This is a genomic window from Bacteroides reticulotermitis JCM 10512, from assembly GCF_000517545.1.
Lineage (GTDB): Bacteria > Bacteroidota > Bacteroidia > Bacteroidales > Bacteroidaceae > Bacteroides > Bacteroides reticulotermitis.
In genome coordinates this window covers 160,596-185,227 of sequence record NZ_BAIV01000002.1, presented here as the reverse complement: position 1 = coordinate 185,227, position 24,632 = coordinate 160,596, and the positions used below count along the sequence as shown (strand labels likewise).

The 24,632-nt window shown below is 42.0% G+C and carries 17 protein-coding genes; all 17 read left to right on the top strand.

Features of this window, described 5'->3' with window-relative positions; all coding sequences use genetic code 11:
- Window positions 1-137: 137 nt before the first annotated feature.
- The 17 genes from JCM10512_RS01695 (at window position 138) to tsf (ending at window position 24,549) form a co-directional block, all read left to right on the top strand.
- A complete protein-coding gene (locus JCM10512_RS01695) occupies window positions 138-2,666 on the top strand; it encodes a DUF4962 domain-containing protein (protein WP_044159793.1) in 2,529 nt (842 codons plus the stop codon).
- A gap of 1,481 nt (window positions 2,667-4,147) precedes the next feature.
- Window positions 4,148-7,219 carry a SusC/RagA family TonB-linked outer membrane protein gene (locus JCM10512_RS01690; protein WP_439644351.1) on the top strand — a complete coding sequence of 1,024 codons (3,072 nt, stop codon included), beginning with the start codon at window positions 4,148-4,150 and terminating at the stop codon, window positions 7,217-7,219.
- Between the two features lie 26 nt (window positions 7,220-7,245).
- Complete coding sequence (locus JCM10512_RS25010; protein ID WP_439644350.1) at window positions 7,246-7,380, top strand: hypothetical protein; 135 nt, start codon at window positions 7,246-7,248, stop codon at window positions 7,378-7,380.
- 16 nt (window positions 7,381-7,396) lie between these two features.
- Entirely contained in the window at window positions 7,397-9,160 is a 1,764-nt protein-coding gene (locus tag JCM10512_RS01685) for a RagB/SusD family nutrient uptake outer membrane protein (protein ID WP_044159790.1), read from the top strand.
- 28 nt (window positions 9,161-9,188) lie between these two features.
- On the top strand, window positions 9,189-12,170 hold the full coding sequence (locus JCM10512_RS01680) for a SusC/RagA family TonB-linked outer membrane protein (RefSeq protein ID WP_052517069.1): 2,982 nt from the start codon (window positions 9,189-9,191) through the stop codon (window positions 12,168-12,170).
- A 12-nt stretch (window positions 12,171-12,182) separates the two neighbouring features.
- Entirely contained in the window at window positions 12,183-13,859 is a 1,677-nt protein-coding gene (locus JCM10512_RS01675; protein WP_044159788.1) for a RagB/SusD family nutrient uptake outer membrane protein, read from the top strand.
- A gap of 24 nt (window positions 13,860-13,883) precedes the next feature.
- Window positions 13,884-15,395: a DUF4962 domain-containing protein gene (locus JCM10512_RS23295; protein ID WP_244436822.1), complete on the top strand. Its 1,512-nt coding sequence runs from the start codon at window positions 13,884-13,886 to the stop codon at window positions 15,393-15,395.
- Window positions 15,392-16,147 carry a heparinase II/III domain-containing protein gene (locus tag JCM10512_RS23290; RefSeq protein ID WP_244436819.1) on the top strand — a complete coding sequence of 252 codons (756 nt, stop codon included), beginning with the start codon at window positions 15,392-15,394 and terminating at the stop codon, window positions 16,145-16,147. Before JCM10512_RS23295 ends, JCM10512_RS23290 begins: the two co-directional genes overlap by 4 nt.
- A gap of 7 nt (window positions 16,148-16,154) precedes the next feature.
- Window positions 16,155-16,427 (top strand): hypothetical protein, encoded by a 273-nt coding sequence (locus JCM10512_RS23285; RefSeq protein WP_244436817.1) that lies wholly within the window; start codon window positions 16,155-16,157, stop codon window positions 16,425-16,427.
- A 53-nt stretch (window positions 16,428-16,480) separates the two neighbouring features.
- Window positions 16,481-17,821 (top strand): DUF6562 domain-containing protein, encoded by a 1,341-nt coding sequence (locus tag JCM10512_RS01665; RefSeq protein WP_044159786.1) that lies wholly within the window; start codon window positions 16,481-16,483, stop codon window positions 17,819-17,821.
- Window positions 17,794-18,198 carry a hypothetical protein gene (locus JCM10512_RS01660; RefSeq protein WP_044159784.1) on the top strand — a complete coding sequence of 135 codons (405 nt, stop codon included), beginning with the start codon at window positions 17,794-17,796 and terminating at the stop codon, window positions 18,196-18,198. Before JCM10512_RS01665 ends, JCM10512_RS01660 begins: the two co-directional genes overlap by 28 nt.
- Window positions 18,199-18,221: 23 nt before the next feature.
- Window positions 18,222-19,955, top strand: coding sequence for a DUF6562 domain-containing protein (locus JCM10512_RS01655; protein WP_148298224.1), 1,734 nt, complete (start codon window positions 18,222-18,224; stop codon window positions 19,953-19,955).
- Window positions 19,956-20,224: 269 nt separating this feature from the next.
- Window positions 20,225-21,448, top strand: coding sequence for an alkaline phosphatase family protein (locus JCM10512_RS01650; protein WP_044159780.1), 1,224 nt, complete (start codon window positions 20,225-20,227; stop codon window positions 21,446-21,448).
- A 339-nt stretch (window positions 21,449-21,787) separates the two neighbouring features.
- A complete protein-coding gene (rplM, locus tag JCM10512_RS01645; protein WP_044159777.1) occupies window positions 21,788-22,249 on the top strand; it encodes a 50S ribosomal protein L13 in 462 nt (153 codons plus the stop codon).
- Between the two features lie 6 nt (window positions 22,250-22,255).
- Window positions 22,256-22,642 (top strand): 30S ribosomal protein S9, encoded by a 387-nt coding sequence (gene rpsI / locus JCM10512_RS01640; protein WP_044159775.1) that lies wholly within the window; start codon window positions 22,256-22,258, stop codon window positions 22,640-22,642.
- A gap of 127 nt (window positions 22,643-22,769) precedes the next feature.
- On the top strand, window positions 22,770-23,606 hold the full coding sequence (gene rpsB, locus JCM10512_RS01635; protein ID WP_044159773.1) for a 30S ribosomal protein S2: 837 nt from the start codon (window positions 22,770-22,772) through the stop codon (window positions 23,604-23,606).
- 118 nt (window positions 23,607-23,724) lie between these two features.
- The gene (gene tsf / locus JCM10512_RS01630; RefSeq protein ID WP_044159894.1) at window positions 23,725-24,549 is read left to right on the top strand and encodes a translation elongation factor Ts; all 825 of its coding nucleotides are present in this window, start codon (window positions 23,725-23,727) and stop codon (window positions 24,547-24,549) included.
- Window positions 24,550-24,632: the final 83 nt, after the last annotated feature.

Below are 24,632 nucleotides of genomic sequence, written 5' to 3'. Positions count from 1 at the left end.
AGGGTTGGTAGGCTTTTGAATTTGTCCATATTACTATCAGTTTTACATAAAACCGAAAGTAATATGGACAGAACTAAAACCGGGAGGTGGAATAAGGAACTACATTTGTCCCATATACTATCTTAAAAGACAATATCATGAAACGACAACATTTCTTTCAACGAACGATCGTAGCTCTATGTGTGGCGGCATTATTTCCTTTCGGATTGCAGGCACAGAAAACTTCTCTAACACAGGTGCATGAGAATGTGCGGGTTACTCCTTATCCACAACAAGAACATACCATTTACATCAATCCCGCTCCTTTATTGGTTCCCGTGGGCATGAGAAAAGCCGACTTCTTGCAGTTTGCTTTATCACAAGATTCCAATTTTCCGGCAAGTGCAACTATTCAGTCCAAACCTGTTCCTTGGTGTATGTTTAGCCCCCATCGAATATTGGCGTCAGGAACCTGGTATTGGCGTTTCCGGTCGATCAGTGAAAGTGGGACTGAATTAGCTTGGAGTGATACGTATAGCTTTTCGGTAACCGATGAGATTCCTCAGTTTGTGACTCCCCCCTATGAGGACTTTAGAAAGAATCTTCCCAATGGATATCCGCGTATGTATTGTTTTATGGAAGAAGGGCTGAGAAAAGCTCCTGCGACAATTAAAGAGCACCCTGAATACAAAGATTTGATAAATAGGGCAGAAACAGCAATGAAAACTGATTATGAAACGAATCCTCGTCCGTATGAAGTAGCGGGGAAGATGGGACAAATGGCAAACCTACTTTATACAGCTTACCGCGGAACCGGCGAAAAGATCTATGCGAATAAAATGTTGGCTTATGTGCGTGCCTTGCTAACATCTACTCCTGATGAGAAGTTGACGAATGATTTTTATTGTGGAGATGTCTTGTTTCTGTTTACGCATGTATATGATGTTTGCTATAGCCAACTAACTGCTGATGAACGGATGCAACTGGAAAAGAGTATATTCCGGATAGCCAAATATCATCATAATATACAGCGCAAAGGCATGGAGGAGAATCATATTTTCGATAACCACTACTGGCAAAGAGCTTTTCGGGAGATGCTGCAAGTCGGGCTAATGTTTGCCGATACCAATGCGCTGGCCGAAGAGATGTTGGAGTATTGTTACGAGCTTTGGGCTACCCGTGCTCCGGCCTCCGGATTCAATCGGGATGGTGAATGGCACAATGGGCATGGATACTTTAATGCGAATGTGAAAAGCCTGTGGTATGTGCCTGAGTTAATGTCTTACATGACCGGTACTGATTTCTTACAACATCCTTACTACCAGAATCTGGGAAAGGCATTGGTTTATGCTTGGCCGCCTAGCTCGATGAGTGCAGGGTTTGGTGATGGAAATGAAAGCTCTTCTACTCCTCCACGGCAACGAGTAGCTTTGGCGGATTATATCGCGCGCGAAACCGCCGATCCGTATGCTATCTGGTATTGCAACGAAAACAATAATGCTGCGGAAGACTTTGATATGCGTCTTTATCGCATAGGTAAGTCGGATAAGACTTATCCTGCGGATCAGCCTCTACCCGTGAATGCTCCGAAAGCTATTTGGTTTGAAGATTTAGGTGAGATGGCGGCGCATAGTAATTTGCCGAATCATCCGGAAAACCTTTTCCTCAGTTTCCGTTCCAGCTCATTTGGTTCGGGTAGCCATACGCTATCGGATCAGAACAGCTTTAATCTTCACTTCCGCGGTATACCTGTTTATCGTTCCACTGGTTACTATCTCAATTTCTATGATCCGCATAATCTTTTGTCTTATCGCCATACCCGGGCGCATAACACAATGCTGGTCGACGGGATCGGACAACCTTTTTCTACAAAAGGATATGGTAAATTGGTGCGCATGCTTAATGGACAGCATATATCCTATTGTTTGGGCGATGCTTCCAATGCATATAGCGGAATCAGTGAGTATCCGATGTGGATAAAGAACTTCAAGGCTTCTAAAGTAGAGCAATCCGTAGAAAATGGGTTCGGAGAAACTCCTTTGAAAAAATACCGTCGACATCTTTTCCTCTTACATCCTGATATCGTTGTAGTTTATGATGAGTTGGAAGCAGATAAACCGGTGCGCTGGGATTGGCTGTTGCATAGCCCGGTGCAGTTTACGATTCATCCCAAAGAGAATCTTCTGACGACTACTTACCCGGAGAAACAGTTTTCATCGATAGCCCAGTTGTTTAGTAACTCGAAGTGTACAATTACACAGACGGACCAGTTTGTATCTCCACCCGACCCACAGAAATACAGAAAGGGTAGAAGTTACCCCAATCAATGGCATATGACTGCAACTTTTGAAAAGAGTGTTGCCAACCGTATTCTGACTGTCATTCGGATTCAACCTGATGGAACCCTTGCTAAAGAGCTTATACGTAAGGGAAATCGTTTTCATGTAGGTCCTTGGGAAATAACAGCCGAACTAGATACGGCTAAACCGGCGGATATACTCATCCGCAACTCTCAGAATGATGTGCTCTTTAGCTTTGGCAATGAGAATCCACAGGTCAAAGGTGCAGACTTACAGCGTGAAAAAGGTTCTTCTTTACTTTACGATCAGGTAGATGGTGAGTGGGTTGTTCGCGAAATGTTGGATCGTGAACCGCAAGCTACAGGTGCTGTTCCGAGGATCAAATAGTACATGAATTATGTAAGTCGTACCCTCCCTTTTTTCTATTTATAATAAACTCGGTTCATGTTTATAATAGATTGCATGATCATCTATTATAAACGTTACTCGAGTTTATTATAAATCTTTTGCGCTTATTCAAGGGTCGATAGAAGCACTTTGCACAATGATGCATCGGTCTTATGACTTAGTCACTTTTTTGCATATCGTTCAGTATATCAGTCGCTTATTTTGCGTCTTCTTTTTTTTGAGCATTTTATTCCGATGAGCGATAGCTATTGTTTATTTCCTCAAAAAATAGAATCTTCAATACACGATACAGGCCTTTTAAAGTACTGTATCGTGCCTAACTATTCGTGGATTTAAGCTGCGTTTTGTCAGGTTTATTTCCTTCTATTTCCTGTCGCACAATTGTGCGACGGCTGTTCCACATTATGTGCAACACTTGTTCCACAATATGTGAGTCAGCTGTTCCACATGATGTGGAACAGGAAATATAAGGGCAAAAAATGCTTTTTACTGGTTGTTTACTGTTATTCTAATGGGATATTTAAGCCAAGTACACAGCCTTTGGAAATCGGTATATTCTATTGAATAGATCAGTCGAAGAAAAGTAGGCGCATTGTATTCATTTGTCAATCAGTTGTTTATGGCAAAAAGTGATTATGACATGAGAGTGTTGTATCATTCTGTAACTCGCTTAATTTTCATGTTTTACCGGTTAAATCGTTTATAGATGCAAGCTCTCTCTTGGTTTTAGACTGATTTCAGTTAAGGGAAGTAATAAACATCCTCTTCTTCTTGTATAGATTAACGAATATTTATGTGTACTCCCCATACTTTTACAGATAATTAGGGAAAGCCGGTAAGCAAGGCTTTTAGGGGGGACTTGCTTATCGGCTTTTCTATTGTAACTTCGTTTTTCGTAGGTTAAGAATCTGTAGCAAACATACAGGCTTTTCATCGGAGTCGTGTTTCCCGATCGTTCTTACTTTATTTGAAAACAGATAAGAAGCTTTTGATATTGTTCGAAGCCCTTTTGATATTATCTATTGTGGCAATAAAAGGCTTTCGAGGTGCATCAGTCATCCCGTATTATGGAGTTGATCGATCGTTTGAACGGGCCCGAATATATAAGGTATCTTATGACTCAAAAGAATGCTTGTTTGCATGTAAAAGAAGAATTGTTTGGATCTAAAACACTATTTGTTTGGATGTCTCTCTTTAGAACGAGCATCAATACGGAGTGTTTCACAGGCTTTTATTCATTGAAAAAGAGCTGTGAGACTTTTGAAATCATTCCTTCGTTTTCCCACCTAAATCATTGATATTACTGTAGTTTGGACAAAAACGAAAGAGGATTGAATGAAAACTGCATTGATTTAATGGATGTTGAGCATTGTGTTGGATGAATTCAGAACTCGAAATGAGAAAACCGATCTAATTTTGCCATAGTGATAATTTTATAGTTAATCAAAATTGAATTAAATATGAAAAACAAACTTTTAGGTTGGAACACACGCAAAACAGCATTGGTGATTATGTGCATTCAATCTTCCCTATGGGGAGGAGGTCTGTGCTATGCTACCGGTGCCGACGTTTTGGCTAGTTCAGCTAATGCGATGCCGGCTAATTATGGAAGCCAGCAGACCAAAGGCATTCAAATTGGTGGGGTGGTAATTGATGGTAGTGGTGAACCGATTATTGGGGCTACGGTACAGGTTAAAAATGCTTCGCTTGGAGTTATTACAGACTTTGACGGACGCTATACAATTACCGTACCCAATACGAATGCCATTTTAGTAGTCTCTTCGATTGGCTATCAGACGCAAGAGGTGAAGGTTAATAATCGGAAAACGATCAATGTGAATCTGCTGGAAGATGTACAAAGCCTGGAAGAAGTAACAGTGGTTGCTTATGGCGTACAGAAAAAGGCTACATTAACCGGTGCTATTTCAAGTGTGGGTACAGCTGCGTTGTTGAAATCACCAAGTGGTAGTGTCGCCAACTCATTGGCCGGACAGTTACCGGGTGTATCTTCTATGCAGGCAAGCGGACAACCGGGAGCTGATGATGCGAAAATATTTGTTCGTGGAGTTGGTTCGCTGACAGAAGGAGGGGCTAGTCCTCTTATATTAGTAGATGGAGTAGAACGCTCTTTCTTCCAAATGGACCCTAACGAGATCGAATCTATTAACGTGCTGAAAGATGCTTCCGCAACCGCTGTTTTTGGTGTGCGGGGAGCTAACGGCGTTATCTTGGTAACGACTCGTCGCGGAGAAGAAGGTAAAACGAGGGTTTCAGTTAGCTCTTCAGTAGGTGTGCAGATGCCCACCCGTATCTTAGAGATAGCCGATAGCTATACGGCCGCTTCACTGTTTAATGAAGCACAACGCAATGATGGCGTTGTCCATGAGAAGGATTTCGCTTTTTCTGCTTATGATCTGGAACGTTTCCGACTGGGGGATGATCCTATTATGCATCCGAATGTAAACTGGTATGACTACCTGACAAAAAATGCGGCTGTTCAGACACAGCATAACGTGAATATCTCCGGAGGTACAAAGGATGTACGCTATTTTGTGTCCTTAGGCTTTTTGCATCAGGATGGTTTGTTTAAGAAGTTGGATGGATTGGACTACAATAATAACTATGGATACTCTCGTTATAATTATCGGGCAAATCTAGATGTGAATCTGACCCGTACAACTACATTGAAGTTTAATATGGGAGGTATTGTTGGTAATAAACGTGAACCGGTAGCCGATGTCTGGAGACACTTTACTTGGTCACATCCATTTGCTTCTCCGGGTGTGGTAGATGGGAAAAAGGTAATCCATCAGTACGGACGTTATAACGGTCTCAATATGGAAAACAATGTTTTTGATCGATACTATGGTTCAGGCTATCGGAGACAGCTGTCTAATAATATGAATTTTGACTTGAATCTGACGCAGAAATTAGATTTTATTACCAAGGGGCTTTCGGTTGATATTAAAGGTGCATACAATACGGACTACTCTTACATCAAACAAGTAAATGGGAATGTAGAAACTTATACTCCTTTCTATAAGTCCGAAGTCGACAATTCTAAACTTAACATAGGTGATCCCGGATTCGATAAAACGGTGGTTTATCGGATAAGCGGACAGGATATGATGAAAACGTATGGCGATGGAAAACGTTCACGTGGACGTGACTGGTATCTGGAAGGAAGTGTTCGTTATAATCGGGGATTTGGGAATCATAATGTGGGTGCCTTGTTCCTGTATAATCAAAGTAAAAAATATTATCCATCAACTTTTCCGGAAGTACCTGAGGCTTATGTCGGTTTTGTCGGCCGTCTGACTTACGACTATAAGACGAAGTATTTGGCAGAGTTTAACATCGGACACAATGGTTCCGAGAACTTTACACCGGATAAACGTTTTGGAACTTTCCCCGCCGGGTCGGTAGGGTATATCTTAACGGAGGAGTCTTATTTCCCTAAAAACAAATACTTGACTTATATGAAGCTGCGTGCTTCTGTTGGGCTGGTGGAAAATGACAATATGGAGCAACATCGTTTCCTCTATTTGCCGGACGCTTACTCTGTAAATGATTTCGACCCGCTAGAAGGTTCCTATAATGATCTGAATGGCTATATATTCGGTCTGACAAACACGGCATACCAGGCAGCTGCCCGGGAAACTCGCTTAGGAAATCCGAGCGTTACGTGGGAAACGGCTTTAAAACAGAATTATGGAATTGATGCCTACTTCTTTGAAGACCGATTGAAACTAACTGTCGACTATTTCCGTGAAAATCGCCGGGATATTTTGATTCAGCGTACTACACTGCCTTCTTTGATCTCATTGGGTAACGATTTGTTGCCTGTTGTCAATCTGGGTAAGGTGAACAATCATGGATATGAAATAGATTTAAAGTGGAACGATCGTATTAAAGACTTTTCGTACTATATAAATGCAAACGTGTCTTATTCGAAGAATAAAATAATCTATCAGGATGAGGTAGAACCGAACGAATCGTATATGTGGCAGACAGGTCATGAAGTAGGAGCTCGTTTCGGATATGTTGCATTAGGATTTTATACCCAAGACGACTTTGATGCCGGTGGTGTGTTGAAAGAAACTTTACCTCAGCCTAAAGCTACGGTTTATCCCGGTGATGTGAAGTATGCGGATTTAAACAATGACAATGTGTTGAATGAAGATGACCAAACCAGAATCGGAAACCCTAAACGTCCGGCGTATACATTTGGGCTGAATTATGGTGGAGAGTATAAAGGCTTTTTCGCATCGATGAGTTGGACTGGTGTTGCCGGTTGTGATATATATATGAGGGATGCCTATATGCGTCCGTTCTATCAGAGTCAGGTGCTCTATCAATATATGGCAGACGGACGTTGGTCGGAGGCTACAGCGGCTACAGCGGAATTTCCGCGGTTGTCTATATCCAATGCGAATAACGTTGGTATGTCGCGCGTGTGGTTGAGGGATGCCTCGTATCTCAAGTTGAAGAACCTAACAATTGGGTATAACATTACCAACCGAATGTTCTGAAGGCTATCGGAGCTTCGAAGCTAGCTGTGCAGTTTACAGGATATAACCTGTTGACATTCGACAAACTTAAAATATTCGATCCGGAAGGTGAACTTACCCGTGACAACAATACCTATCCGATTATGAAGATTTTCAGTTTAGGAGTAAATGTAACCTTTTAACGTATCAATCGAAAATATGAAAACAATAGAAAAAATAATAGCTGTAGGGTTATTGGCAGGTATCACACTGGGATGTGAGGATCTAAAGTTTGGAGAAAGTTTTCTGGAAGAGCCGAATAGCGACAAAATGTCTATTGATAGCGTCTTTTCACAGAAGAAATATGCGGATCAGGCACTCAATCAGTTCTATAAAAGTTTGCCGGACTTTATGCCGTCCTTGAATGGATATACCCCCGGGGCGTTAATATTGGATACATATTCCGATATCGGATATTCGTACCGACTTTCCTGGGTTCACGGCTCTGCCACGGCATCCAGTGGAACAACTAATTTCCCTTATCAGTTATCGCATAAAGAAGTGGTGGGCGACCCAACTTATGGCATTCGGAAGGCTTATGTGTATATCGAGAATGTAGATAAAGTGCCCGATATGACGAGTGACGAAAAACGCATTCGGAAAGCGGAAGCTAAAGTAGTTATCGGTCTCCACTATACGCAAATGATCCGTTTCTTTGGTGCAGTACCTTGGATCGATCATGCTTATAAAGCAGATGAAGTTTTTGAATTCCCACGGATAACACTCGAAGAGACAGTCAATCGCACGGTAGCATTGCTTGATGAGGCTGCTGCCGATTTACCTTGGTATACAACGGATGATGAATATGGACATGTGACTGCTGCTACTGCCAAAGCATTGAAATTCCGGTTGTTGCTATTCGCTGCCAGTCCTTTATTTAATAATGCCGATCCTTATTTAGCGGGGCAGGCGGCTGACGAACATTTGACTTGGTACGGTAACTATCAACAAGACAGATGGACGCATGCATTGAATGCCGGAAGGGAATTTCTACGCTTGAATAAACAAAACGGTGATTATTATCGGATTGAAAATACAGGAAACCCACAGGACGATTATGTTTCCGGTTATTTTGTAAAAGGTAATCGGGAAGTTATTCAGGCTTCTTTCCGCTGGGGTACTTATAATAGAGGTATTAAACCTTTCCGCATGTATGAAGATGGCTATGGTGCTCCGCGCGGTAGTTATGCAGACATGTTCCAGTGGAAAGACGGTTCGACATTTGATTGGAACAATCCGGAACACCGTGAAAATCCGTTCTTCGATACCAACGGGAAGCCGACTCGTGATGCACGGTTGTATGAAACATTGCTCGTGAATGGCGATAAATGGCAAGGACGAAAAGCGGAAGTGTACAACGGTGGTCGCGAAGGGGCTGGAGCTGGAAGTAGCGTAAGACAGAAGACTCAATATGGATATGGATTCCGCAAATTCATACGCGACAAGCACAACGAGATGAATAACAAGCCATACTCTTGTCCGCTGATTCGTATTCCGGAAATCTATTTAAGTGTAGCGGAGGTAATGAATCAATTGGGAATGGCAACTCAGGCTGATGAGTTTGGAAATACAGCTTATGATTATCTGAATATGGTGCATACGCGTGCCGGATTGCCAGCCGTGAATGTGGCTGACGTACCGGTAGCTGATGCGCTGTGGAACTATTTAATGGATGAACGCGCTCGTGAATTCGGGCAGGAAGAGATTCGTTATTTTGATATGATCCGGTATAAGAAAGGCGAAGCATGGGGAGCACGTCCGATGGAAATGCTCGAAACAACACAAGTTGGTAGTGCTTTTGTACATACAGTTAGCGTGCGTGATGACATTAAGTATCTATGGAGAGATCATTGGTATCTGATGCCGTTCACTACAAGGGAGATTAATAAAAAATACGGATTAATTCAGAATCCCGGTTGGTAATAAGCAATAATGAATAAAGAAAACGATTATGAATAAAATTCTATATACAATAGGACTAATCTTCACTTTTTCATTGGGCGTGATGGCGCAACAGAAGGTGGACGGAGTCGTGAAGGATAGTTCCGGTAAACCACTCTCCGGAGTGAGAGTGTCCAAAGTCGGAGAGTTCCGGTATAATAGTACCACAGATGACAACGGACTATTCTCTTTGGAAGTGGAAGAAGGTGATTATATTGAACTCAATTATGCGGATATAATCTTGAAACGGGTAAAGGTGAGTGGAAATTCATTAGCTTTCACACTTGATTCCAAACAGGATGCTATCGTCGATTTAGGGTTCGTGAAGCGTACCGAGGAGACACAAACACAGTCCGTCGCTGCTATATATGCCGATCTATTGGCAAAGAATGCGACTTCGACTAACCGGGTGAATAATGCTTTCTTCGGTTTGACACCCGGCTTGCATTTGAGTCAGAACACCGGATGGCGTAATAACGCGAGTCTGAATATACGTGGACGCGGTGGCTTGAACACCGGTGCACCTTTGGTCTTGGTCGATGGTTTTCCACGAGGAATTACCAATATGACCTTGGAGGAGATAGAGTCTGTACAAGTATTGAAAGACGGTGCTTCTACCGCGTTATGGGGAGCCAGAGCTGCCGATGGTGTTATCTTGATTAATACCAAACGAGGCATATACAACTCGTTCGATATCGATGTGAACTACAGGCATGGTTTTAATTTCCCGATTAATAAACCGGAAATGGCAGATGCTTATACGTACGCTATGGCGCAAAACGAAGCATTGCATTATGATGGTCTGCCTTTGCAGTATACAGCTAAGCAATTAGATCAATTCAAAACCGGAATGAATCCGGCTTATTATCCAAACGTTGACTGGTTTAAAGAAGGTACGCGTAACTTCAGCCAAAACAATCAGGCTAATCTGATGATGCGTGGTGGTGGAAAACGAGTACGCTATATGGCCCTGTTGGATTATAAGAATGAATTCGGCTTGCTGAATGAAGACTATACGCATTATTCTGAACGTTACAATTCTCAAATCCGGAATTATGAATTGAATCTGCGTATGAACCTGGATGTGGATATTACTTCCAGTACCAAGATGAAGTTTGGCTTATACGGAATTATTGGAGAAGATAAAAGACCGAATACGGCAATCAATACGCTATTTCAGAACTTCTACAATGTACCGGCAGCAGCTTTTCCTATCAAAACGCTGAATAACAACTGGGGAAGTAATACCATCTTTCAGATGAATCCACTTGCTGCTATTGCTGACGTAGGGTATGTGCAAGAGAATCGTCGTCTGTTAAATGCAGACATGAGGATCACGCAAGACTTCTCTATGTTCTTGAAGGGGCTGAGTGCCGATATCGCTGTGGCTTATGATAACTCGGCTACCTATCAAGATATAGGTTCAAAGACGTATTTGTATGAAGTAGGGTATCTGGGACAAAATGGACTTCCGGTCAGTGAAACATATGGTACCAATACGACCATGCAGGTTACATCTTCTAAACTGAGCGCTCAGTTTATTCGTGCCAGCGTGGAAGCTAAAGTGAATTATGACCGCGCGTTCCAAAATCATCAAGTGGGAGCTTCTGTTGTGTATCGCCAGGAAATGGAAGAACCATTGGAACGGAATGCGTCTTATTACCGTCAGAATGTGATGGGAATTGTAGGCTATAATTATGCGAATCGCTATATGGTGGATGTGGTTGGAAATTACTACGGAACCAGCGTATTGTTGAAAGGCGATAAGTTCCGCTTTTATCCGGCTGTATCGGCTGGTTGGAATCTGTCGAATGAGGCTTTCTTACAAAATGCGACTAATTTAGATCTGCTTAAGTTACGTGCATCATGGGGACGCTCGGCAACCGATGGGTTGGCTTATGGGTTAAGTAACTATTTCTGGGTTGGTTCCGGTAACTATCCTTTCGGTGATGGTATGACCACTGTTAACGGACTAAAAGAACAGAAATTGCCAATGCGTCAGTTGGAATTGGAAACGGCCGATAAATTTGATGTGGGAGTAGATGTTCGCTTGTGGAAGAACTTAACAGCTTCGGTTGATTATTATTATGATCGCCGCAGCAACATATTGGTTGCCAATAACAAAATATCGGGAATGCTGGGAATCAGCTCCGCTCAGGAGAATATTGGTAAAGTAGAGAGTCGTGGACTCGAACTAAGTTTAGGATGGAGCCAGCAACATAAAGATTTTAGTTATTATGTGAATGGCAACTGGGCTTGGAATGATAGCAAGGTGCTCGAGAATGGACAGGCTTATCAACCTTATTCCTATTTGTATACCAAGGGACATAAAGTCGGACAATTATTCGGTCTGGAAGCTATCGGCTATTTTAATGATGAAGCTGATATTGCCAGAAGCCCTGAACAGACTTTCTCTGTGGTACGTCCCGGAGATGTGAAGTATAAGGATCAGAATAACGACGGCAGAATTGATGGTGAGGATCGCGTAGCTATTGGTAAATCGACTACTGTACCTGAAATGATCTTTGGCTTGAATTTCGGTTTTGAGTATAAAGGGTTTGGTGTAGATATGGTGTTTAATGCCGTTACCGGATTGACTAAGTTATTGAATGTGGCGAATGTGCATCAACCGCTGCGTCATGGTAAATCCAATATCTCGACTTGGTACTTGAAAGATAAGATCCGTTGGACAGAGGCTACGAAAGATATTGCGAATGTTCCTCGTTTGTCTACTCTCTCGAATGATAATAATTATCAGACTAGTACGCAATGGATGGAAGATGGTTCTTTCTTGAAACTGCGCAACCTGAATGTGCATTATACACTACCGCAGAAGTGGTCGAAAAAAATGAAGATGGATAAATTGCAGGTTTATGCGAAAGCGCAGAATGTATTCTCGATAGATAAAATCAAATACTTCAATTGCGAAAGTGTCTCTATGGGATATCCTGATTTATTCTCTTTATATCTGGGAGTGAATATTAATTTTTAAATAAGAAAAGTCATGCGAAGCATAAAAATATATATAACAGTAGTCTGTATGCTGGTTTCGTTGAACGGATGCGATTATCTGGGTTATGACGAAACTGCCGGAAAAACAAAGGAAGAGGCTTATGCCTATTTTGATAATATGAATCAATTGGTGTCCTATGTTTATACGTTTCTGCCTGTAGACTTCGGAAGGGTGAATGATGCCATGATGGAGTCGGCTACCGATAACTCGGTTTATACATGGGAGAATAATAATATTTATTATATCAATAACGGTACTTGGAGTTCGCTGCGGCTGGTGGACAGCGGATGGAACTTCTGGGACGGTATCCGTAGCGCAAACTCGTTTCTCGAAAACTTCGATCCGGAGGTATTGAAACGTTTTGAGTATAATGAGAACTACGATGAAATGATAGGCAAATCGTCGAAGTTCCCTTATGAAGTACGTTTCCTACGTGCCTTCTACCTGTTTGAATTGGCGAAGCGGTATGGAGATATTCCTTTATTGACGCGCACTTATGAACAGGATGAAATAAATTCGGTAAAGAAAACGTCGTTTGCCGAAGTCATTGACTTTATTGCCAATGAATGTACCGAGGTAGCAGCGGAATTGCCCGTCAATCAAAACGACTTCTGGAAGGAGACTGGGCGGGTTACCCGTGGAGCTGCACTGGCGTTAAAATCAAGAGCTTTGCTATATGCTGCCAGTGAATTGCATAACCCGGGTAAGGATCTTACTAAATGGGAAAAGGCGGCAAAAGCTGCCTATGAGGTTATTGAAATGAATGTGTATGAACTGCCCAAGGTGACTGTCGATCCGTTATATTCCAACTTGGGAGGTAATAAGGTCCTGGAATCTAAGCAATTGATCTTTGAACGTCGGAATGCAACCAAAGAAAGTTCATTCGAAGCGCGCAACCAACCCATGGGGTATGAAGGTGCGACAGGAGGAAACACACCGACCCAGAATCTGGTAGACGCATACGAATTGAAAGACGGAACTCCTTTCAGTTGGGATAACACATCGCACATCACTAATATGTATTATGATGCGAGTGGAGAACAAACCCGTGATCCGCGTTTGTATTATAATGTATTGACCAACGGAACAACGTGGTTGAAGCAGAAGGTGGAAACCTATGAAGGTGGTAAACATAAGATCCTAGATGGTTCTACGCCAACCGGCTATTATTTACGTAAGTATATGAATCCTTCCGTATCGCTTGATCCGGTGAGACCGAACAAACTGGAGCATCATTATATCCTGTTCCGGTATGCGGAAATACTGTTGAATTATGCGGAAGCGATGAACGAATGGAAAGGGCCGGATGCTACGGAAGACCAGTGTACGGTTACGGCACGTGCAGCATTGAATATGGTTCGCGATTGTGCTACGATGAAGCATGTGGATGAAACAGGTGAAGCTTTTACGGAAAAAGTACGGAATGAACGTCGGATCGAATTGGCTTTTGAAGGGCATCGTTTTTATGATATTCGTCGTTGGAAGATTGCCGGTAAAGAAGAGGTTCGGAACATCTACGGAGTGAAGATAACCAAAGCTGGTGACTCGTTTTCGTATGAAAGAGTTCTGGTGAATAAGCTGTTTTGGGATGATAAAATGTATCTGTTCCCTTATCCGCAAAATGAGGTATATATGAACCCGGATCTCGGACAGAATCCCGGTTGGTAATAACAATGTATAAATAGAAAAGATATGAGTACAAAGTTTTTGTATAGAATACTATTTGCCTCGTTCTGCTTATTGATGACGGGCTGTAATGACGATAATGAGATCTTTTTTGAGAACCTGACAGGTGACGAAACGGTAGAACGGGTGCATCCGAATGAACGGGATAAACCTTATCCGCGTGAAGAGCATGAGCTTTACCTGAATCCTGTTCCTTTGATTGTACCGAAGACAGCACGTGCGGTAGATGAGTCGCTGGAATTTGAACTGTCGCAAGACGCTAGCTTTCCGGAGCAAGGAACTTTCCATTCCGGTAAATTAGCTTGGAATATGTATAACACGCATAAAGAACTGGCGGTAGGAGAGTGGTATTGGCGCTTTCGGAATATCGATCGGAATGATAGAGTTGGTGCTTGGAGTGAAGTTAATAAATTTACGGTAACCGGCAAGGAACCGGTATTTGTAACTCCGGAGTTCGCTGTATTCCAACAAAATATTCCGACTGTATATCCACGCATACACTGTTTCTTGGATGAAGATATTAAGAAAGTGAGTCCCATTGATAACAGCCATCGGGAGTATAGAGAGTTGATTGCTCGTACTAACTCTGCTATGAATCACGTCTTTACGACTGCTAATCCTTATGACGATGCCAGTACACTGGATATTTATGTTTTCGATTATTTGTATACAGCTTATTTGCTGACCAAGGAACAAAAGTATCATGATAAGATGTTGGAGTTCGGGCGCAAACTAATAGCTTACAATGTGCAAGATAAGCAGCTGTTTGCTGAAAACTTTTATTCGGCATCTGTAATCAAAATATTGAGTACGATTTATGATGCTTGTCAGGAGAGCTTGGATGGAAGTGAGAAGTTAGCGATTGAGAATGTGATGACTCGTATTTTGGTACATTATTATAATTCATACAGAGGAACGCAGGAGAATCATATTTTTGATAATCACACTTGGCAAATTGTATTGAGAGCCTTAACACAGGGCGCATTTGTCTATTGCGAGAAGTCGGAGGAGGCAATGAATGCTTTGGAGTATTTCTATGAGCTTTGGACTGCACGTGCACCGGCTTCCGGATTTAATCGGGATGGTGCTTGGATTAACGGAACCGGCTATTTCAATACAAACGCGTACACCTTATATTATATGCCGATGCTACTTTCTCATCTGACGGGAACTGACTTCTTGAAGCATCCCTGGTATCAAAACGTGGGTAAGTTTTTGGTTTATTCCTGGCTACCGGGAACGGCAACTACCGGCTTTGGAGATATAGGTGGCCCTGAACTAACTCCTCATAGGGTTCGGGTTGCTTTTGCCGATTTCGCTGCTCGCGAGATAGGAGACTCTTATGCCGCTTGGTATGTAAACGAATGTGGCAATACGATCTATAATGATTATGGGTTGCGTCTATACCGGATAGCAAGAGGGCACATCACCTATAGCGGCCCCGAACTCAATGAAGCAGATATGGACAACTTTGTTTGGTATCAGGATATTGGCGAAGGAGTAGCTTCTCTGATATGACTGAGAGAAGCAGCAATATGTCTCTTTCTTTCCGTTCCAGCCCGTTTGGTTCGGGTAGCCATACGCTGGCGGATCAGAACAGCTTTAAACTTCTGTACAAAGGAGTCTATGTTTACATGAATGCCGGTTATTACCAAAACTTCTCTGATAAGCATAACCTCTTGCAGTACCGTCATACCCGTGGACATAATACGATGTTGGTCAATGGTATCGGTCAGCCATATACAACCAAAGCCTACGGTAATGTAGAGCGTGGATTGAATAGTGAGAATCTAGCTTATTTCCTGGGAAATGCTTCGAATGCTTATTGTGGTATATCGGAATATCCACTTTGGCTAAGCGCTTTTGAGGCTGCGGGAATCACGCAAACTCCGGTGTATGGCTTCGGCAATACCCCGTTGAATAACTATAAACGGCATATATTTATGCTTCGTCCCAACATTGTGGTGATTTATGATGATCTGGGTGCTGATGAGGCCGTTACGTGGCAGTGGTTGCTGCATAGTCCTGTAGAGTTCCACATCGCAGGAAATAAGGTGACTACTACTTATCCGGATAAAGGTGGGTTCACTTCGGTTGCACAGATATTCAGTGAACAGGCACCAACCATCGAAACGACTAATCAATGGTTCCCCGGTGGAGAACCGACTGTGAATCCTACGGTGGATAAGCAATGGCATCTGACAGCTAACTTCGGACCAAGTATGCGAAATAAAATACTTACGATTATCCAATATCCAAGTGGGAGATGACAACCGGATGGAAGATATATGGCAGGTTAATAACAGCTTTACTATGGGTGACTGGAGTCTGAAGGCGGAATTAGCTGCCGACCGGCCTGCTGCTATTTCTATCACGAATGAGGTGACAGGGACTGCCTTTAGTTATGGACATCAGGCTCCAACCATAAACGGTGTTCCTTATCAGCGTCAGCAGGAAAACTCTTCTGTATTGTATGACTATGTACGTGGAGCGATGCAGGTGCAAGAGAGTGCTGATAAGCCGGTGCAGACTACCAGAGCTGTGAGATAAGCCGTGAGAATTGTAGAATAATAAATTAATTGAAACTAAATGAATTGTTAGATATGAAGAACCTATTCTTAATAATAGCCGTAATCTTCACCACTCTGCTAACATCGTGTAGCAAGGAGGAGGTTATGAACTCCATGGAAGAAAATAAACGAGTATGCATATTTGCGGATTTCCCGGAAGATGCTGCTACAACACGCGCACAGATTAACATAGACGCTACTCATAAATTGCGTTGTATCCTTGAAGTCTGGACCAAAGAGATGTCTCCTGCGCTGGTACATCGCGAAGAAGTTGCAGTAGAAGCAGGTAGTATCCCTCCTTTTGAATTTGATTTGAAAGCAGGAGATTACAATTGTCTGCTGTGGGCTGACTTTATTGAAAGAGATGCTTCTGCCACTTCTGTAACTTCAGAAGGGGTTACTTATGAGCATTTTGAAGAACTTTATTACGATACAAACAATCTGCAGAATGTGTCTATAAAGCATGCCGAGGCTGATAACCTTTTTGATACGGACCTTTGTGACGCATTCTTTGCGCAATTAGAATTGAAGAAGGAAGAGAATGGAATCTCTAAACAACTTAAGTTGGCTCGCCCATTCTCTAAACTGATCGTGAAGGAGAAAGATACGGAGAAGTTCAGCGAACTCAAGAAGTTGAAAGTTGTCTATGAAGTTCCTAAAGGCTTCAATGTGCTTGCCGGCGAACCGACAGGCGAGGTGATAAATGCGATTCATGAAAAAGCTTTTGAGACAGGAGATACTTCTCAACTATTGTTTACGAACTATATATTTGCTTCTTCTTCGCCCGGAGGAACCTCCTTGGGAAATATGATGCTCTCATTTACAACGAAAGGTAAGATTGATTGTGAAGTGGCTGCAGGAAGTATTGTTATCAAGCGTAATGAGAAAGTAAATGCTAGCGGCAATTTGATAATGGAAGGTACGGTAGACCCCGGGGACCCGGATCCGGAACCAGGTAGAAATCCGTTAGTTGGAGATTACTTCTTTATAGATGGTACATGGGATTCCGAATTGACGGCAGAAAATGTTGGTAAATGCTGGGGAATTGTATATGCGATAGGGCTACAACCCGGAGATGATATTGCCAATTACGGTGAAACTGCCACTGGAAAGGAAGTTCTGGGGTATGTAATGGCTTTGAAGAATATCAATACAAGTGGTATGGGATTGGAGAACAGTGTACATGCTGTAAGTGGACGCCCTTATCTGTACAAACATACTGGAGGGACTGTAGATGGAGGAGTTGCACTCTTTGACCCGATAGCTCCCGATAAGGTTAATTTCACTGGCTATACCAAGACGAATGAACTGTTGAATTCGACTCAGTTTGCCGGGCATGCTACCGATTGGAGTTATCCTGCTCTTCAGCACTGACGACATGGAGAACAAGCACCGCACCGACAATTAACAATGCCAGCGAATGGTATATTCCTTCCATTGCTCAGCTATATGCGGCGGCAGGAGGATGTTATGGAGTCGCTGCTGTAAGTGGGTATCCGGGTGTGGATAAGATTGATGCGTTGAATGCCGCCTTTGATAAAGCTATCTCGATGAAAGCGGCAGAAGCGTTTACAACCCATACCGGTGCCGGATATTATGTATATACTAGTTGTCTGAATAAACAAACAGCAACTGGTCCCGGACCGTGTCTTGTGCAGATTAATAAGGATGGAACGACCATTAAACCGAAAGAACATGATGCCAAAGCTGCACAAGGGGTTATCCGTCCGATGTTGACAATTATAAAATAAACCTTTAAGTAAAAGATGATAATATGAAAAAAATATTGATTGGTTTAATATACTGCTGCTGTATGGGACTGTTTCTAACATCGTGCAGCGACGACGACAATACATCCGGTGGGGATGTTAACCAAATGCGTATATCTGCAACTCTTCCGGGACGCATATCTGTAAATCCGACTCGAACGATAGATGGGCATAAACTACGCGGTATCCTTGAGCTTTGGACAAAAGGAGAGAATGCGAAACCAGTGTATCGTGCGGAAGTAGCGGTAGACCCTGTGACTGGGAAAACAACTATCCCATTCGAATTGACATTAGAGCCCGGCACATACGACTATTTGATGTGGGTGGATTATATCGATCAGAATGCTGTGGCAATTAATGCTACAGACGATAACACTTCCTCTCGCTATGCGGATAAGTACTACGATACGTCGAATCTTATGAATGTCACTGTGAAAGACGTGCATAGCTTAATGAATAATGACGCTTGTGATGCATTCTTTTATAAAGGAGAGATTCAGAAAAAAGGGAATGAAGTGTTTCAACAGGAGATCGAACTGATCCGTCCGTTTACCAAAGTAAGTGTTCTGGAAAAGAATCTGAAAGAGTTTAATCTCTTGAAAGGCTTATCCGTATCTTATAGTGCTTCGATGAAGTTTAATGTAAACACCGGAAGCACGTTTGGTGAAGCGACGGATGTAGATTATGTGAACTCCGATTTTAATCCGGCCTTAAAAACTGACGGTACGTTGTTTACAGCTTATCTATTTGCCAACGAAGAGGGTAAGAAGCTGGGAGAAGTCAACCTGAGTTTTACAACAGACTTAGGTGTCCAGCATGTAGTTGTTCCTCAAATAATTCCTCTTTTGCGTAATCAGCACATCAAGGTAAGTGGTAATATGATGGCGGAATCACCTGATCCCAACAATGACTTTGAAATCAGTTTTGATGTAGAGGTTGCCGATTGGGGAGCAAGCGATCAAGATATCGTGGCAACGGAAGTCAAAGCCAAGGTTGGCGACTTCTTCTATGCGGACGGAAGTTACTTCTCTACGTATATAAAAGATGAGGCGAATCCTTGTATTGGTATTGTCTTTGCGGTTGCCAGTGATGGTGGTAAGGCCTCTACTGATGATCCTGCGAACTATGTCGATAAGAATGGAAAACAGAAACTCGAAAAGATTCGCGGATGGGTAGTTGCAGCGAAAGAAATAGAAGGAAGGTTTAAAGTGAAGGTTGATAATCCCGGGAACCCGTCACAAGAGGTTACATTAGACCTGGGAATACTCCCGGGGTCCGCATTGGGACAAGGGAAAGCGGATATCTCAGGATTCAAAAATACAGAGGTATTCAAACAGGACGCTATCACGTTGGCGGATTATCCGGTAGTGGAGCAGATCATTAATTATGAAAATGATCCGGCTACAAAAGCTCCGGCTAGTACCAGCGGTTGGTATTGGGGAGCCGTAAAGCAATACCTGATCCTTTCGGAAGAGTATGCAAAGGTTACCGTCGAAAATAAGGTTGTTACTTATTGGGAATATCTGACAGTTGGAAAATCGATAGAGACGCTGGTCAATGATCAGGCTGCAGTTCACTTCGGCCTGGATGGTGAACAGTTCTATTGGTCCAGTACGGTAGATGCGGCAACAGGGAAAATCTTCCGTGTAGGCTTGAGAACCTTAGGGATCAACTTCGGTCAGACGGCCGGTTGGAAGCTAAATGATGCACGTCACTTCCGTCCTATCCTGACATTCTAACTATTCGTTTGAAGCAGATAACAATTGTATAATTCTAGCTTGAGAGATCGCTGGAATTATACAATTGTTTTTTTATATGGAGATCCGTGCGCTTTATTTGCTATCTGACAGTATTCAATAGGAGAATCGTAATGCATAAACTGTAAAGCAACAATTTGACCTCAACAGCATAAAATTCAGAAGAATAAGATTGATAATTAGGCGATAAGATTGAAAAAATAATTCTATTTTTGCTGTGATCTTGAGAATTAACTGAAAAATAGAATACTATGAGAAAATATCTCGCTTTGTTGTTGATGAGTCTCTTTGTGACCAACATTAGTGTGCTGGCTAAAACGAAGAAAGCTGTATTTGTGATTATTGACGGAGTACCTGCCGATCAAATAGAAAGACTGCATACGCCGACTATTTTTGATATCGCATCGAAAGGAGCATACGCAAGAGCCTATACAGGTGGCGAGATAGGCTTGTATTCTCAAACGCCAACCATATCAGCTATTGGCTATACGAACCTGCTGACGGCTACTTGGATGAATAAGCATAATGTCAATGGGAACTCCAATTTGAAGCCTAACTACAACTATTGGACTATCTTTAGAATTGCCAAAGAACAGAAAGAGGATTATAAAACTGCTATCTATTCGAGTTGGACGGATAATCGTACGGTGTTGTTGGGAGAAGGGAAACCCGAAACGAACCGATTGAAAATAGACTATGTGAAAGATGGGTATGATTTGGATACGAAGAACTTTCCCAAGAAAGAGAAAGACTTGCATGTTTTTGATATTGACGAACAAGTATCAAAAGATGCTGCTCAGGGGATTCGAGAAGATGCGCCTGATCTGAGTTGGGTATATTTATGGTATACGGATGACGCTGGTCATTCTATGGGAAACGGCGAATACTTCGATGCGTATGTTCGTAAAGCGGATGCGCAAGTATCCCGTATCTGGGAGGCTGTTAAATACAGAGAAAAACACTTCGATGAAGAGTGGATGGTTGTGATTACTACGGATCATGGACGGGATCTTACCGGACGTGGCCATGGTGGACAGTCGTTGCGAGAACGGACGACTTGGATTTCGACAAATGTGCGTGTAAACAATCACTTTAAGAAAGGGGAACTGTCTATTACAGATATAACTCCCTCCATCTGTCGTTTTCTAAATTTCAAAGTTCCACAATCCGTGTTATGGGAACAAGATGGATTACCTTTTGTCGGCAAAGTAAATATAAGCAATTTACATGCTATGCCCTATGATGATGCCATATGCTTGTCGTGGAAATGTTGCTCGGGCGATGTACCCGTGAAAATCTATGTGGCCTGCGCTAATCAATTTAAAGAGGGTGGAGAAGATAAATGGATCGAGCTTGATACTGTACGCTCTAAGAGTAAACAGTATAAAGTTAATCTGCAAGGTTTACCTAAATCTGATTTCTATAAGTTTGTGTTGGTGGCTCCTGAAAACCATTTAAACTGTTGGACTAAGTAAATCGTCTTGATCTTTTTAATATTCGCTTTTTACGAAAAAGGCTTAAGCATGCGGAGAAGTATTTGGAGAGCGGAAAGAGGCTGATGCCCGACTCCATATGGAAAGGCGTATAGGAAGTAATGCTCAAGCTGTTGATTCGCTTTGTCTTTCAACTGGATAAATCCAAAAAAAGGAAGAAATAGTTTGCCATATCAAAGAAAAGCCGTACTTTTGCAAGCCGATTATTATCAGAAAATGATAAAAGATTAATTCATAGCAGATTAGTGATCCTTTGTCCGGGGAGATCTAATGGGCGGTGAAGATTATTTTAGTAGTAACAATTAAAAAACAAAATTAAGAGTGGATACTTTAAGTTACAAGACCATTTCTGCAAACAAAGCAACTGTAACCAAAGAATGGGTTATTGTTGATGCTACAGACCAAACATTGGGACGTCTGGGCGCTAAAGTTGCAAAATTGTTGAGAGGAAAGTACAAACCGAACTTTACTCCTCACGTAGACTGCGGTGATAACGTTATCATCATCAATGCAGACAAAGTAAAATTGAGTGGCAATAAATGGAATGACAGAGTTTATTTGTCATACACTGGTTATCCGGGTGGACAGAGAGAAATGACTCCTGCTCGTTTGATCGCTAAACCTAACGGTGAAGAAAGATTGCTGAAGAAAGTAGTTAAGGGTATGCTACCGAAGAATATTCTGGGAGCTAAAATACTGAACAATTTATATGTTTACGCTGGTAGCGAACACAAACATGCAGCTCAGAGCCCGAAATTAATTGATATTAATTCATATAAATAAGATATAATGGAAGTAGTAAATGCATTAGGCAGACGTAAACGTGCAATCGCACGCATATTCGTAAGCGAAGGTACAGGAAAGATTACTATTAACAAGAGAGACCTTGCCGTATACTTTCCATCAACTATTCTTCAGTATGTTGTAAAACAACCATTGAACAAGCTTGATGTTGCTGAGAAGTATGACATCAAAGTTAATCTATGTGGTGGTGGTTTTACAGGTCAGTCTCAAGCTTTGCGTTTGGCAATTGCTCGTGCACTGGTTAAAATCAACGCTGAAGATAAATCTGCTCTTCGTTCTGAAGGCTTCATGACTCGTGACCCTCGTTCTGTTGAACGTAAGAAACCGGGACAGCCGAAAGCTCGTAGAAGATTCCAGTTCAGTAAACGTTAAGATCTGCTGGAGGAATCTCTGGAGAGAAGTACGTTTAGTATCTAAACTACCGGGACTCATAAAGGCTACCCGGCGGTTGGTTTAGAAAAAAACAAAAAAGAAAGTAAACGATTTAAAGAAAAACAAGATGTCAAGAACAAATTTTGATACTTTATTAGAAGCCGGTTGCCACTTCGGACACCTTAAGAGAAAGTGGAACCCTGCAATGGCTCCTTATATTTTCATGGAACGTAATGGTATTCATATCATTGACCTTCACAAAACTGTTGCAAAAATAGATGAAGCTGCTGAAGCTTTGAAACAAATTGCCAAATCTGGCAAAAAAGTTCTTTTTGTTGCTACTAAAAAACAAGCAAAACAAATTGTTGCTGATAAAGCACAATCTGTTAATATGCCTTATGTAATCGAGCGTTGGCCGGGTGGTATGTTGACTAACTTCCCGACTATCCGTAAGGCTGTGAAAAAAATGGCTACTATCGATAAACTAACTAGCGATGGTACTTATTCTAATCTTTCTAAGAGAGAAGTTCTTCAGATCTCTCGTCAACGGGCAAAATTGGACAAGACTTTGGGATCAATCGCTGATCTGACTCGTCTTCCATCTGCTTTGTTTGTTATTGACGTAATGAAAGAACATATCGCTGTTCGCGAAGCTAACCGTTTGGGTATACCTGTATTTGCTATCGTAGATACAAACTCTAATCCGTTAGATATCGACTTCGTAATACCGGCTAATGACGATGCTACAAAATCTGTAGAAGTAATTCTGGAAGCTTGCTGTGCTGCTATGCAAGAAGGCTTGGAAGAAAGAAAAGCTGAAAAGATTGATATGGAAGCTGCCGGTGAAGCTCCTGCTACTAGAGGTAAGAAAAAATCAACTAAAGCAAGACTCGATAAATCTGACGAGGAAGCTATCAATGCTGCTAAAGCAGCAGCTTTCTTGAAGGAAGACGAAGAGGCTTAATATTATAATGTGCCAATTTGCTAATGTATGGACGTATTTCGATAGGTCTATATAATGTTTGGCAGATTGGCACATTTTTGTTCTGGAAATTATTATTCATTTAAATAAAGGAGATATTATGGCTGTAACTATGGCTGATATTACCAAGCTGCGTAAAATGACCGGAGCTGGTATGATGGATTGCAAAAATGCGTTGACCGAAGCCGGAGGCGATTTCGATCAAGCAATGAAGATTATCCGCGAAAAAGGACAAGCTGTTGCTGCAAAACGTTCTGATCGTGAAGCTGCTGAAGGTTGTGTTCTTGCTAAAGTAGAGAATGGCTTTGGTGCTATGATCGCTTTGAAGTGTGAAACTGACTTCGTTGCTAAGAATGAAGAATTCATTAAGTTAACTCAAGATATTCTGGACGCTGCTGTTGCAAACAAATGTGCAACATTGGATGAGGTTAAAGCTCTTCCGATGAAGGACGCTGATGTTGAACAAGTAGTGACTGACCGGAGTGGTATTACAGGTGAAAAGATGGAATTGGACGGTTATGCAACTGTTGAAGGTCCTTCTATCTCTGTTTACAACCACCAAGGTAAGAACTTTTTGTGTACAATGGTTGTATTGAACAAAGTTGTTGACGAAAAGATCGGTCGTGAAGTAGCTATGCAAATTGCTGCTATGAACCCGATTGCAATTGACGAGAACGATGTTCCGGCTGATGTATTGGAAAAAGAAAAAGAAATTGCTGCTGACAAAGCACGTCAAGAAGGTAAACCTGAGAACATGATCGAGAAAATCGCTATGGGTCGTATCGGTAAGTTCTACAAAGAGGTTTGCTTGTTGAAACAAGAATATATCCAAGATTCTAAATTGACAGTTGGTGATTATCTGAAAACAATAGATAAAGACTTGACTGTAACAGCATTCAAACGTTTTACGTTGAGAGCTGAATAAGATATTCTGAATCAGAAGAAAAAGAATAAGGGCTGTCCTCGAAAAAGGGCAGCCCTTACTTTTTTTGTTTTAATCCATTGTTC